The sequence below is a fragment of the Paenibacillus sp. J2R1T-4 genome, assembly GCF_059692235.1.
Genome location: NZ_JCAUBA010000006.1, coordinates 271,873 through 285,462, shown reverse-complemented (window position 1 = coordinate 285,462; position 13,590 = coordinate 271,873). Strand labels below are relative to the sequence as shown.

The 13,590-nt window shown below is 46.6% G+C and carries 9 protein-coding genes and 1 pseudogene; 7 read left to right on the top strand and 3 right to left on the bottom strand.

Annotated elements, in window-relative coordinates; genetic code table 11:
- The first annotated feature begins 48 nt into the window (after positions 1-48).
- The 6 genes and pseudogenes from AC58QD_RS13380 to AC58QD_RS13355 all read left to right on the top strand — a co-directional run bounded on the left by AC58QD_RS13380 (position 49) and on the right by AC58QD_RS13355 (position 9,060).
- Positions 49-1,644 (top strand): extracellular solute-binding protein, encoded by a 1,596-nt coding sequence (locus AC58QD_RS13380; protein ID WP_497333918.1) that lies wholly within the window; start codon positions 49-51, stop codon positions 1,642-1,644.
- Positions 1,645-1,671: 27 nt separating this feature from the next.
- Entirely contained in the window at positions 1,672-4,023 is a 2,352-nt protein-coding gene (locus tag AC58QD_RS13375) for a helix-turn-helix domain-containing protein (RefSeq protein ID WP_497333916.1), read from the top strand.
- A 15-nt stretch (positions 4,024-4,038) separates the two neighbouring features.
- The gene (locus AC58QD_RS13370; protein WP_497333914.1) at positions 4,039-5,751 is read left to right on the top strand and encodes a DUF8769 domain-containing protein; all 1,713 of its coding nucleotides are present in this window, start codon (positions 4,039-4,041) and stop codon (positions 5,749-5,751) included.
- A 145-nt stretch (positions 5,752-5,896) separates the two neighbouring features.
- Positions 5,897-7,024, top strand: a pseudogene (locus AC58QD_RS13365) (MFS transporter); the annotation flags it as partial.
- Positions 7,025-7,056: 32 nt separating this feature from the next.
- The gene (locus tag AC58QD_RS13360) at positions 7,057-7,383 is read left to right on the top strand and encodes an ArsR/SmtB family transcription factor (RefSeq protein WP_497333912.1); all 327 of its coding nucleotides are present in this window, start codon (positions 7,057-7,059) and stop codon (positions 7,381-7,383) included.
- Positions 7,384-7,464: 81 nt separating this feature from the next.
- On the top strand, positions 7,465-9,060 hold the full coding sequence (locus tag AC58QD_RS13355) for a SulP family inorganic anion transporter (RefSeq protein ID WP_497333910.1): 1,596 nt from the start codon (positions 7,465-7,467) through the stop codon (positions 9,058-9,060).
- 25 nt (positions 9,061-9,085) lie between these two features.
- On the opposite strand, the gene AC58QD_RS13350 is transcribed toward AC58QD_RS13355, so the two are convergent.
- On the bottom strand, positions 9,086-9,931 hold the full coding sequence (locus AC58QD_RS13350) for an AraC family transcriptional regulator (RefSeq protein WP_497333908.1): 846 nt from the start codon (positions 9,929-9,931) through the stop codon (positions 9,086-9,088).
- Between the two features lie 189 nt (positions 9,932-10,120).
- Between AC58QD_RS13350 and AC58QD_RS13345 the strand changes: the two genes are divergently transcribed.
- Entirely contained in the window at positions 10,121-11,377 is a 1,257-nt protein-coding gene (locus AC58QD_RS13345) for a DegT/DnrJ/EryC1/StrS family aminotransferase (protein WP_497333906.1), read from the top strand.
- Between the two features lie 89 nt (positions 11,378-11,466).
- Here AC58QD_RS13345 and AC58QD_RS13340 read toward each other — a convergent pair whose 3' ends face one another.
- Positions 11,467-12,234, bottom strand: a complete 768-nt coding sequence (locus tag AC58QD_RS13340; RefSeq protein ID WP_497333904.1) for an IclR family transcriptional regulator — start codon at positions 12,232-12,234, stop codon at positions 11,467-11,469.
- Between the two features lie 120 nt (positions 12,235-12,354).
- Complete coding sequence (locus AC58QD_RS13335) at positions 12,355-13,434, bottom strand: bifunctional 3-deoxy-7-phosphoheptulonate synthase/chorismate mutase (protein WP_497333902.1); 1,080 nt, start codon at positions 13,432-13,434, stop codon at positions 12,355-12,357.
- Positions 13,435-13,590 lie beyond the last annotated feature (156 nt).

Genomic DNA, 13,590 nt, shown 5'->3' with positions numbered 1-13,590 from the left:
CAGCCTTGTGATAAAGTAGGTTATTTTGAAAATATGAGGAGGAGTCACATGAACAAGAAAGCAACCAAATGGGGTACAACGGTGCTGGCGATTTGTCTGGCGGCTGTTGTCGCACTATCCGGGTGTACGAAGAGCGGGGATTCACCTTCAGCAAGCACAAGCCCTACAGATGGCAAGCAGGAGGACAAGTACGACAAACTGCCGAAGGATGTCAGCATCTCGATGTTTGACAGGGGACAGGTGTCGAGCGACGAGGGAACATACGAGGAGAACCGTTGGGTTAAGTGGATCCGTGAACAGTCGGGCATTAATGTGAAAGTCGTTCCCGTACCGCGGAATCAGGCCCAAGACAAACTTAACGTCTTAATTGCCTCGGCTCAGGCTCCTGATCTAATCTGGGAATTTGATCGCAATTACATCGGCAACTTAGTCACGCAGGGCGTTATTCAGCCTATCGACGAATACATTGAGAAATACAGCACCGTTTACAAAAAATATTTGCAGGAAAATCCGGACTTGAAGCCGTATATTACTTTTGACGGGAAAACGTACGCGGTAACGACGAGACGTACGATTAGTACAGTAGCGAATCATGGGATGTGGATTAGACAAGACTGGCTAGACAAGCTGGGTTTGAAAGCGCCTACCACAATGGATGAATTTGTCGCAGTCGCTCAGGCGTTCAAGGATAAGGATCCGGACGGAAACGGCAAAGCCGATACAGTTCCGATCATCGGTTATACTACTGGCGATTTGTACGCAGCCATGCACGGCACGACGTGGGTCGACTGGTACTTGGAAAACGGCAAAATGAAATACGGACCGACCTTGGACCGTTACGGCGATTCGCTTGCTACCGAGAAAAAGATCTACGATCTGGGCCTTGCCGATAAGGAATACTTTACGGATAAAGACAACTCCCGGGCCAAACAGCTGTGGTCCACCGGTAAAGCCGGTATTTGTATGTGTCAATGGGGCGGCACTGCAACTACTATGAACCGAGATCTGCTGCAGAACGATGCAAAAGCAACTCCGGTTCCACTCGAACCCGTTTCGACGAAGTACGGCAAATACGGCTTATATCAAGAAACCCCAGCTCTCATCTATGTTACATTTAATAAAAACATGAAAAATCCTAAAGCCGCGATTCAATATTTGGACTGGATGATGGAAAAAGGCTGGTTTACACTCACGAATGGCACGGAAGGGGTTCACCATAAACTGGTAAACGGCATTCCTCAGAAATTGGACGCCGATAAAGTGAAGAAAGAAGTCGCGTACGCATCCGAGTATGCGGTTTTGAAGCCCATGCAGGAAAAGCCCGAGGATTTGATGATCAGAGCGGCACAAGATCCGCTTTCTCAGCAGCTCGCCAAGCTAGAGTCCGAATCACTTAAGATAGCAACAAAGAACAAGTTCCGTCGCGACATCCCTTATCAACCTAATGTCACAGAAATCAACGAGTTAAAAGCATCTTTTCAGAAGACGATTGATACGATCCGGGCTAAGACCGTCACCCAAGGCAATTACTCAGCGGAGAAAGCGCTCGAAGACATCCGTGCAGAGTGGAAACGTCTTGGCGGTGACAAAGCAGAACAATTGGCGCAGGAATGGTATGATAAGAACAAAGCTAACTTCAAATAACAGCTAGTGAAACGGAGGGAACAGGGCATGAACATCTTTCATTACCGGTCAACGAAAAAGACGGTTTTGGTGTTGATCTTGCTCCTGTTCTTTGTTGTGTCCATGATCTCTTTTGTATCGTATTGGGTGGCAACCAATCGGTTGAAATATGAGTCAACGAATACCCACATGGCGCTGCTCAGCCAGATCGATCATAAAATAGAGCTCATGCTGCAAACGATTGATAAAGAAACGATTCAGATGCTGGAAAATGAAGATATCAAGAAGTTTTTCGACTCCGAAATGAATGAAGAGGAGAACCGGAACAACGTTTATCGGCTCAGCAGCTATTTCAACCGCATTGTGAATTCCGGTGAATACGTCTATTCCTTGGATATGTACTCGTATGGCAGGAAGCTGCTGTTCTCAGGAAATACATTGAAAGATGAACAAACACCGGATGACCATGACTGGATTCGTCAATTCGAGAAGTTCGAGGGGTATTCAAGCTGGCTGCCGACCCGCAAGCTCTCGTTAAGTTCTTCGAATTTCCCAATCTATCGCAACGTCGTGACGTTAGTCCGAACGTATCCGCTGATTCATTCTCCAGGGTATAGGCGCGGAGCAATTGCGATCAACATCAAGGAAGAAGCATTGTACCAGCTGTTGACAGACGCGAATAACCGAAGTCTTGGCGATACGTTGATGCTCGATCCTAACGGCCTTATCGTATCGAGCGCAGATAAGAGCCTTCTTGGCGCAGATATGAGTAAATCCGAAGTCATGGCAAGAGTGTTGAGTGGATCCAGTGAAGGGAGTTTCCAAGCGAAGGTCGATGGTGAACCCAGCTCTATATTCCACGTAACCTCTGCCTATACGGGATGGAAAATCGTCAATGTTGTGCCGGAAATTCAACTAAATAAACCGCTGATCAAGGTGAGAAACGCCCTGATCTTCATTGCTGCCGTCTTATTCGTTGCGGCCGGCATTTTAGCTGTTCTTGTTGGACTCTGGACCTTGAACCCGCTCAACCGGTTTATCGCCAATCTCTCCAAAAAGCTGAAATCCCATCCGTTATACGAAGGGTCGGAGTGGAAGAACGGCAATGTGTTTGTGAATTTTGAGAATGTGGTTCAGAACATATTGTCGGACAGTGAGCAGCTGCAGAAGCAGATCAAGGAGAGCAAGCCGATCATGAAATGGCGGCTCTTGATGGAGATCTTGACGAATTACCCTGCGCAAAATCGTAATTTCGCTCAATACATGGAGCTTGTAGGCGTACAGCTTCACCCGAACTTCTATATCGTCATGAGCGCTGAGTTTGACCGGAAATCAGACATTGCCTCCGCCCGCGATCTGCATCTGTATGCCTATGCCTTATGTAACATTGCCGAAGAGCTGATCAACGCGGAAAGCAAAGGTGCTGCAATCGAGTGGGAAGACGGGCAATGCGCCATCATTCTGAGCTTCGATGATGAAGATGTGGAGAAACATGCGCTTCGTGCGGTCGCAGTAGCCGACATGCTCAAAAACTTCGTCCAAGAGCATTTCAAGAAGACCGTTACGATTGGAATTGGTGCAGAGGTACGCAACATGCGGGATATTCATGTATCCCATAAGCAATCGATGGAAGCATTGAAATATAAGCTCGTCATGGGGAATAATACGATTATTTCCGCGGATGAGCTTCAAGTGTATAACACCGGGCAGTTTCACCGCTTGTTCGCCTTTACGGACAGCATGATCGATTCGATTAAGGTTCTGGACGAGGACAAGCTGCAGCATCAGGTGCGAATCTGGTTTGATTCGCTTGCTTCCTCCAATGTCCCTCCCGACATAATCAGGCAGCTTATCGTGCAGCTTCTGATGAAGGCTGCTGTTGTGGCTGGTGAGATCGGGGTGTCCCAGGAGGAGCTGGTGCCTGCTCAGAATGTCCATGAAGTGCTAGAGCAGCATGAAAGCTTGGTGCAAATTCGTGATTTTGCTGCCGGAATCTTGATCGGATATATCAATGGGATCAAAAACCGGCGGAGCAACCGGGAGAAAAATGATGCCATTGAGAAAATTATTCAATTCATTCAACAAAATTATATGCACGGCGATTTGTCACTGAATTATTTGTCTGATCAATTCCATTTGAGTGTGTCTCACTTAAGTAAAATGTTCAAAGATTATACGGGCGGTAATTTCATCGACTACCTTATGGAGATTCGCATCGACAAATCGAAAGAGCTGCTGAGCGGAAGCAGCGAGAAGATCCGCGACATAGCGGAGTCGGTGGGATACACGAACGTTAACAGCTTTACCCGCATTTTCAAAAAAATTACCGGTCTTACCCCAAGCGAGTATAGAGATCGGGAATGGGAAAAGCGTGAGAAGCTGGAACGTCATTCGATGTAGAGAGGGAGAAGTGTGATGTCTAGGATCGAGAAGGATATATGGGTTCCCGAATTCCTTAAGAGCTTGAATTCCTTTCATAAAGAGTACAATCCGGAGCTGCGGATGCTTCGCAGACCTTTCAAGAGCCCTGGCTATCATACGACCATAAAAGCGGCTGATTTCGTTCACCCAACACGGGATGCTCTCCTATATGCAGTTGCATTGTTGGATAGCGGGCTTTCGGAATACCGCGAAAGAGCGTTTCACATTATCGACCAAGTGGTATCGTTGCAGGATACCGATCGATCGTCGCACACGTTTGGTATTTGGTCGTGGTTCTATGAGGAGCCTCTTGAGCAAATGTCGCCCCCTGATTGGAATTGGGCCGATTTCTGCGGCAAACAGCTGCTGCTTGCTGTTTCCCGGTACGCCGACTTGTTTCCGCAGCCATTGTTGGACAGGACTAAACAAGCCATTTATAACAGCTGCGATGCCATTATCAAGCGAAATGTCGGACCGGAGTACACGAATATAGCCATCATGGGAGCTTTCGTAACCTTAATCGCCGGGGAATGTTTCGGGGAAGAGCGATACCGGAGCTATGGTCTTGACCGATTGGAACGGTTTTACCTATATACCAAGCAACAAGGTTCATTCAGCGAGTATAACAGTCCAACCTATGCCATTGTCTCCATCGAGGAACTGTCGAGCATTGCAACGGAAACTCAGAATGCCGAAGCTCGTCTTATGGTATCAGAGGTTCTGGACATCGCCTGGAGCATGGTGGCCTATCATTTTCACCCGCGGTTGAGGCAATGGTCCGGTCCGCATAGCCGTGCCTATGAAACTCTGCTTCCGCCCGAAAAGCTTTCTTTTCTGCAGTTGGCTTGCTACGGGGAAGTCGAATTTATACCGGAGCAAGATTTTAAATACGGCATCACATGGTATGGCAATCAGATTAAATGCCCAGACAAATACTACTCCTTGTTTACCGAGCAGGTAGATAGGGAGTCGAATCAACCCGTATCCAAACCAAAGGAGGACGGGCAGGAGAAAAGAGCAACGCTGTATATGGACAGCACTCTATCATTGGGCACTTTCAATTGCAATATTATGTGGAATCAAAGCCGGAATTTACTGGCGTACATAGCTAACGGATCACAGAGCACTTACATTCATTTGCGTGTCCTTCACGATGGTTACGACTATTCATCGGCGGTATTTACGAGTGTACAGAAGCGGGGGAACGTGCTGTTTGGCATTAATTTCGCCACTGACGGCGGGGGAACGCATCCGAATCTGGATCGGGTTCATGGGAGAATCGTGGCTTCCGATCTTAGGGTGCGTTTTGAGCTAGGCGGTAATCAGGACAATATCCGGATTGAGAAGCAAGGCGGAAGGGTAGATGTATGCATCGAATCGATTCGTGTAACGTTAGAAGCGATGTACGGGCTGTTGGGCGAAAAAACCGACTTCGAATGGGAAATTTCCGAGGATGGCTTAAGGAAGTACTTGGATCTTGTGATTTACTCTGGAGACTCGCAATCGTTTGATTTTCATCAAATCTCAAGCGCCTGCTTCCTGTTTGCCTGTATGATTAGTAGAGGCGATAATGCACATACGAAGGAAGTTGTTCAGCAAGAGGGTCATATCAGAAGCAGAGTTGCTGCTAGTGATGGCATGGAACTTGAGCTTAACCTCCCGATTAAACCGGATACACTCGCGACACTCTTGAATTTTCAGCCCTGATATAGAGATGATGCTACCGACAGCAGCCAAAGTCAATATGATTTGGCTGCTGTTGTATTTATTCGCGATTCTGTTAAAGTAGAAAATAAACTCGATTGAAAGGTAGTGAGAGAGTACGAAATCCAATACTTTTCTACTTTATTACGTTATTCTTTATATGGGAGCGGCCGTATTCGGAACGTTTATCCCCGTGTATTTACATAATACCGGATTTTCGCAGCCTCAAATTGGCGTCCTGCTCGGACTCGGTCCTTTTATTGCCATGCTGGGCCAGCCTATATGGGGGAGTATGGCCGATCGATCCAAAAAGAAAAATGATGTGTTGAAAATTTTGATCCTGGGCAGCGCACTTACTGCTCTATTATTTCCTATCTCCGATCAGTATTTATATTGTCTGATCCTGATTTCAGTCATCACTTTTTTTCAATCTTCGATTCCAGCTATCAGTGACGCGATCACCTTGGAGGAATTGGACAAACAGACCAAATGGAGCTTTGGGACGATCCGCATGGGCGGAACGATCGGATTTGCAATCATGTCCGTCGGTTTTGGCACACTTGCACGGGAAAGCACAGATTCTATGTTTGCGGTGTACGCTTTTATTATGGCGATTGCATTCTTGTTGGTGCTGCGCATGCCTTCCGTAGCCGGTTATCCGAGAGGTGAACGGAAGACACGCATTTGGGTCTTATTCCGTAATAAGAAGCTTTTGATGTATTTAGGATTAAGTTTTGTCATTCAGGCCACTTTGGGATACTATTACACCTTTTTTGCCATTCATCTACAAGAAATGGGCGGCAGCAATGCGTTAATTGGCTGGTCGATGGTAATCTCCTCGCTCAGTGAAATTCCATTTCTCCTATTTGCTAATAAATTGTTAAAACGAGTAAAGATTCACTATATATTAATAGGAGCTGCATTGGCCTCGTCTGCCAGATGGTTTCTATTCTACAAGATTTCAAGCCCTTATTGGACATTGCCGGTTCAAGGCTTGCATGGACTGACTTTTATTGTGTTGTCGGTTACGATGGCGATATATATCAATAAAGAAATGCCTGCCGAATGGAAGGCAAGCGGACAAACATTGTACGGATTAATTAGCTTAGTCGGTGCGCGTATTATCGGAAGTTTATTAGGAGGATTTGTGAGTGGTATAATTGGTGTGAAGCTAGTCTTCCTGTACAATTCCATTCTTTCGCTGGCAGCGGTTATTGTGTTCGGGCTTTGTGTATTTGAGTGGAAACGCATCCGAATTTTCAAATCATCACCCTAACATTAGGATAAAAGAGTAAGGGGCTTTGTAATATGAATCGTGATATTCAGAATTTCAAATCAGAGTTTTTCAAAGCTTTAGCGCACCCTCTTCGCATACGGATCCTGGAAGTGTTGAGCGAAGGGGATCGCAATGTGAATGAGCTGCAAACGATCCTTGGAAGTGAAGGCTCGGCAGTTTCGCAGCAGTTAGCCGTGCTTCGCAGTAAAAGTGTAGTCATTGGCACAAAGGAAGGAACGTCGGTAATATATTCCCTTCGAGATCCACTGATCAAGGATCTGCTTAGTGTAGCCAGGCAAATTTTCGATAATCATCTGGTTGACGCGATTTCCTTGTTAGAGGATATCCGCAAAGGCTGATTGTGTATTGACAGGACTTGCTACGCAGATGTATATTCTCTATATATTCAAATAATCAAATATATGAGAGAAGAGATTTCTGTGAAGCTATCTGGAAGATTTGAAGGGTACAGCACAAGTCATTTGCGCAGGGACATCACTTCAGGGGTAGTTGTAGGGATTATTGCCATTCCATTAGGGATGGCTTTTGCTATTGCAGCGGGAGTTAAGCCTGAATTTGGGATTTACACTACAATCATTGCAGGCTTCATCATTTCTCTCTTAGGTGGGTCCAAGTTCCAGATTGGGGGACCGACTGGAGCCTTTGTGCCTGTTCTGCTAGCTGTAGTGCTTCAGTATGGGTATGAGAATCTGCTCATAGCGGGGGTATTATCGGGAATATTGCTCATCTTGATGGGTCTGTTCAAGCTTGGAGCGTTAATCCGCTATATTCCGCGTCCGGTTACAATCGGCTTTACTGCTGGAATTGCGGTTATCATTTTCACAGGGCAAATAGCTAATTTTTTGGGTTTAAGCGGAATCAATAAACATGAGCATTTTCTACCGAACATGAAGGAGATAGCACTTCACATTATATCGCTGAATCCATACAGTTTGATTACTTCCATCGTATGTTTAGCAGTGGCCTTAGTAACGCCGAGATTGCTACCCAAGATTCCTGGCTCGCTCATAGGTCTTGTTGTTTCCACGCTACTTGCAATTTGGTTGTTTGACGGCCGGATAGCGACGATTGGCTCCACATTTGGCGCAATTCCCAGCACATTTCCAGGTTTAGAGTGGCCTGAGATCACGTTTGAGCGAATCAGGCTGCTCATTCAACCAGCAATTGTGATCGCGCTGCTAGGGGGGATCGAATCCCTTTTATCAGCAGTAGTTGCAGATGGCATGACGGGTGAGCGCCATAAGAGCAATCGTGAATTGATCGCACAAGGGGTAGCGAATATTGCTGCTCCGTTATTCGGGGGGATTCCGGCTACAGGGGCGATAGCGCGAACGGCAACGAATATCAAAAGCGGTGCTGCCAGTCCGATTGCGGGCATGGTGCATAGCCTTGTAGTATTAGCCGTGTTGGTTTTGTTTGCCCCGTACGCTTCCAACATTCCACTAGCCGCAATGGCTCCAATCCTAATGGTGGTTGCGTGGAACATGAGTGAGCGGCGGGAGTTCGCCCAAATTCTCAGGATGAGAACGAGCGATTCAGTAGTTCTGCTTAGCACTTTCCTGATAACCGTATTGCTCGATTTAACTACGGCCGTTGAGGTTGGATTCATTCTGGCCGTCCTGTTCTTTGTCAGAAAGATGAGTCATCTAACAGTAGCGGCAGATGAAGCATCCCACACGTTTGATCAAAAAGTTACACTTGTTCATGTGGAGGGGGCGCTATTCTTCGGAACGGCTTCCAAGTTCGAGCAAGGCGTAATCGGCAAGTTCCGCAAGCCTTCTGAAGTGTTGCTGTTGGAGATGAGCATGGTTCCGATGATGGATAGTACAGGGGAAGCGAGCATGGCCTCAGCCGTAAGGCGCATCAGCCAACTAGGCGGTGAAGTGTGGATTGCAAATATTCAGTCACAGCCTAGAGAGGTTTTGAGAAAGTCGGGGCTGGATGAGAGGATCGGGTTGGAGCACATTTTTGCACATACGAATGAGGCTCTGGATCAGGGCGGCTCAATGGACTAAAAGTTATCGGGAAAAGCTCCTCATTTTAAAGCGTTTCATCCGGAGTGAGGTGAGTATCGCGGAAATCAGATGCGCTCATGCCGGTTGTTTCTTTGAATACTCTTGTAAAGGAGCGCAGAGAGGAGAACCCGACGTCATAGGCGATCTCGGATATTGACATATCAGTGGCTGCGAGCAAGCTGGATGCTCTACGCACACGCAGCAGGTGCAAGTATTCCAGAAAGTTTTTACCTAGCAGACGCTTGAAGGAATTACGAACGACAAAGATGCTGACGCCGAACCGATCTGCAACATTCTCGAGCGACAGCTCTTCTTCGAGAAAGTGCGTGTTAACGTACTTCACGAATTCCCATTCAGCGGGTTGTGTTGCGATAGGCTGCCTTGCTGTATTGAATTCCGGATGGTGACGGAAAAAGAGATAGATCGTCTCCAACAGCTTGAGCCGCATAAATCCTTGTTTGCCAATGGAATCAGAAGCATATTCAGCTTCAATCGAGCACATTGCTGCTCGGATTGACTTGTAAGCCTGCTCGGGAAGATCATAGAACGGGCAGGAATCATCCGTTAACTGGACAAGCCATTGACCGACTTCAGAGAACTCGGCTTGGAACAATAAGTTGATGTCGAACATGCAGCAAAACTTGCGCAAAGGCTTCCCGGCATCAATCGTCAAAGCATGCAGATGATGCGGAAGAAGCACACAAATACTGCCAGGCTTTAACTTGTGCTCAGCGCCATTTATAATTTCAGTCCCGCTGCCATCGGTAACTAGCGAGATCTCTACGAATTCATGATGGTGAACGGGATAGCTGTTCAATACATTATAATGTGTGATGAATAGCGGGAGCTCCCCTCTTTTAAACGTATTCAAACGCAAACTATCCTGGAAAATGGGGAAATGAGTCATAAAACGCTCCTCGCTTTGCCGTCTCGGTAATATGTTCATACTTTCTCTATTGTAGCAATTTTTGTCCTATTTTTATATACAAATTGGCGTGTAACCGCTTCTTCCCAGTACTATAATGAAGGCAAAATTAGCACTGCAAAGGGGATATTCGCAATGACTGATCAGAAGTTGGCCATACACGGCGGACCAAAAACGAAGACTACACCATTCGGAACCGGGAAGCGATTCGGACTTGAAGAAGCCAAGGAGTTAGTAGAAGCACTGGAACAGAATACACTATTTTATCACTTCGGTAAAAAGGTCAAGCAGTTCTTAAGTGATTTCAATGACATTTATGGGGTCAAATACAGCGTAGCCACTACCTCCGGCACTGCATCTATCCATGTAGCTCTAGGCGCTATCGGTACTTCAGTCGGGGATGAGATTATTACCAGCCCAATTACAGACCAAGGTACTTTAATCGGGATTTTGTATCAGAATGCTATTCCAATCTTCGCCGATCTTGATCCTAATACGTATAATATGGATCCCAAGTCGATTGAAGCCAAAATTACACCTCGTACGAAGGCGATCGTTGTCGTCCATCTGGCAGGCAACCCGGCTGATATGGATCCTATCATGGAGATAGCGCGCAAGCATAACTTGAAGGTTATTGAGGATTGCGCTCAAAGTTATTTGACTAAGTACAAAGGTCGCTATATTGGAACGATCGGTGATTACGGTTGCTTCAGCACGAATGATTTCAAGCATATCTCAACAGGCGATGGCGGAATCGTAACGGTTAACTCTGGCGATGAGCAGGACTATAAGGTAACTCATGCATTCGCAGACAAAAATTTCAAACGCCTTGGTGATGATGTCCAGAAGGATCTTCATTTCGTGGCTCCCAACTATCGGATGACTGAGCTTCAAGGTGCTGTCGGTATTGCTCAATTGAAGAAATTGCCTTGGATCTGCGACCAACGCCATGTTTACGGCGATCGGATAACTCAAGGCATTAGCGGCTTACCTGGTATTTCTGCCCACAAGGTAGAAGAAGGCAACCACTGTACGTACTGGTTCTACATGATGCGGATCGATGAATCCCAGTTGAATTGCACGCGCAAAGAATTCAGTGATGCATTGGCAGCCGAAGGAATCCCGAACCAGGCAGGGTACATCGCAGCTGTTATGTACATGCAGCCTATCTTCCAGAAGCGTCAAGCTTATTTGGGCAGCAACTTTCCGTTCGATATTACGGGTGTGACGTATAGTGAGGGAGATTGCCCGAATGCGGAAGCGATTCTGAGTACAGCGATCCGATTCGGAGTGAATGAATTCTACACCGAGCAGGACATTGAGGATACGATCGCCGCTATCCGTAAGGTAGCCAATCACTTTGCCAAAGTGCCTGTTAACGAGAAGGCCTAATAGATTCCCAATATACAAAAAACCTGATCGCGATAGGACTCCGCGTTCAGGTTTTTTGTATATTTAACGGCTGTTGGAGGTCGATTTTACTACTGCTTGTATCCAATACTGCGGGATATTTGCATAGCGATATCGCTTAAATATTGTCCGACCTCTTGGAATTTGCTAGTTGGCAAATCGTTGCGCAGCGCGGTTATGCTGATCGCAGCGACAACATCCTCTGCATTGTTCCATATGGGAGCGCCGATACAGCGGATGCCTAATTCACCTTCCTCGTCTTCTACTGCGTAGCCTGCTTCCCGAACCGTTCTTAAAAAATCCTTATATACATTAATATCGGTCATAGTATTGGCTGTTGTCGCTTCCATACCTTGAATCTCAATAATACGATCCAGCTCTTTCTCTGGCAAATAGGCAGCAAGTGTTTTGCCGATCGCGGAGTTGTGCAGCGACCAAGCCAAGCCAACCTTAGTTGAGAACTGGACGAACCCGGGACCGTTAACTTTCTCGATGTAGACCGCTTTTCCGTATTCCATTTGCGCCAGGTGGACGGTGAAACCCAGATCCTGCGCTGTTTTCTCCATAAACGGTCTTGCCACTTCACGAATATTTAATTTGGTTAACACCAATTCTCCCAGATTATATAGCTTCAATGTAAGCTTGTATTTATCCCCGGCTAATTTCTCTACGAAATTCAAATCTTCCAAGGTCGTAAGAATCATGAATACGGATGATTTGGGCAAGCCGCAGAGCGCGTACAGATCGGTTATCCCAAGCGGCTGTTCGCTTTTGGCCAATGTTTCAATAATTAGCAGCCCTTTTTCGAGGGCCGGAACGTTATATCGGTTTTGCTTCAAGATAGGAACCCCTTTTTTGCTTAGAGTTTTTGCTATATCAAACTAACATTTGTTATATCATATCCTCATTATAAGCAAAAAATAGGGTCCTTATCAATGCTAAGAGCCACAGCACCTATTTTACTTCTGGTTAAACAGTCCTGACTGTTTCAATTGAGAGAAGAATTGATCGAATTGAGGGATCGTCAGTTGTTGGTCGGCGTCAGAGAGAGCAGTTGGGGGATCTGGGTGAACTTCGATCATAATACCATCGGCTCCAGCGGCGAGCGCGGCTTTTGCACAAGGCAGCACGATATCTTTGCGTCCTGTAGAATGACTTACGTCTACTAGCACGGGAAGATGGCTTTCCTGTTTAAGAATCGGTACCGCAGAGATGTCTAACGTGTTCCGTGTCCATTTCTCGTACGTTCGAATACCTCGTTCAATCAACATCACTTGGGTATTCCCGCGTGAGACAACGTACTCTGCGGCCATCAGGAACTCTTCCATCGTCGCAGCGATTCCGCGCTTCAACAGCACTGGGATCTTCGCCTCGCCCGCGGCTTTCAACAGCTCGAAGTTCTGCATATTGCGGGCCCCGATCTGAATTACATCGATGTATTGTTCAGCCAGTTCCATATGAGCGGGATTAACGATCTCACTTATCGTGACAAGTCCGAACTCGTCAGCAACTTCCTTCAGAATCTTTAACCCTTCTACGCCTAGACCTTGAAAGTCGTACGGGGACGTGCGGGGTTTGAACGCACCGCCTCTTATGACATGAACACCGGAAGCTTTAAGGGCTGCTGCTACGGTCCTCACCTGCTCATAGCTTTCAATTGAGCATGGACCTGCGACCATGATGTGAGCTCCGCCGCCAATGGCTACATTTTTTGATTTCACCACGGTGTCATCGGTCTGGCGTTTGCGGCTCACGAGCAAATGTTTCTTGTGATCCTTTTGCTGCAAATCCAGCGATGCTTTGAATATTTGCTTGAACAGATGACGAATAGTAGCTTCGTCGAATGGTCCTGTATTTGCTGCTGCAAGTACATCGAGCATTTGCTTCTCCCGGACAGGATCATACTTAGGCATTCCTTGAGTCTGTTTAACAATTGCGATCTCTTGGGTGATGGACCCCCGTTTGCAAATTAGTTCAAGCAGCTCACGATTCAACTCATCCAGCTGACCACGCAGCGCATCCAACTCTTGGTTACTCATCTTGAATCCACTCCTTTTCCTTGATTAGATTATGAAAAAACAAAAAAGGCCCCCGTCCTGGAAAGGGACGGGGAACCGTGGTACCACCCTAATTAGAGCATGTTATCCCGACAAGCCGTTGGCTCGATCGTGAATATACGCATCTCACTTGTCACG

Bases quoted from the DNA above. Each gene is read 5' to 3' on its own strand.
- AC58QD_RS13380 (WP_497333918.1), top strand. From the start codon at position 49: ATGAACAAGAAAGCAACCAAATGGGGTACAACGGTGCTGGCGATTTGT.
- AC58QD_RS13375 (WP_497333916.1), top strand. From the start codon at position 1,672: ATGAACATCTTTCATTACCGGTCAACGAAAAAGACGGTTTTGGTGTTG.
- AC58QD_RS13370 (WP_497333914.1), top strand. From the start codon at position 4,039: ATGTCTAGGATCGAGAAGGATATATGGGTTCCCGAATTCCTTAAGAGC.
- AC58QD_RS13360 (WP_497333912.1), top strand. From the start codon at position 7,057: ATGAATCGTGATATTCAGAATTTCAAATCAGAGTTTTTCAAAGCTTTA.
- AC58QD_RS13345 (WP_497333906.1), top strand. From the start codon at position 10,121: ATGACTGATCAGAAGTTGGCCATACACGGCGGACCAAAAACGAAGACT.
- AC58QD_RS13335 (WP_497333902.1), bottom strand. From the start codon at position 13,434: ATGAGTAACCAAGAGTTGGATGCGCTGCGTGGTCAGCTGGATGAGTTG.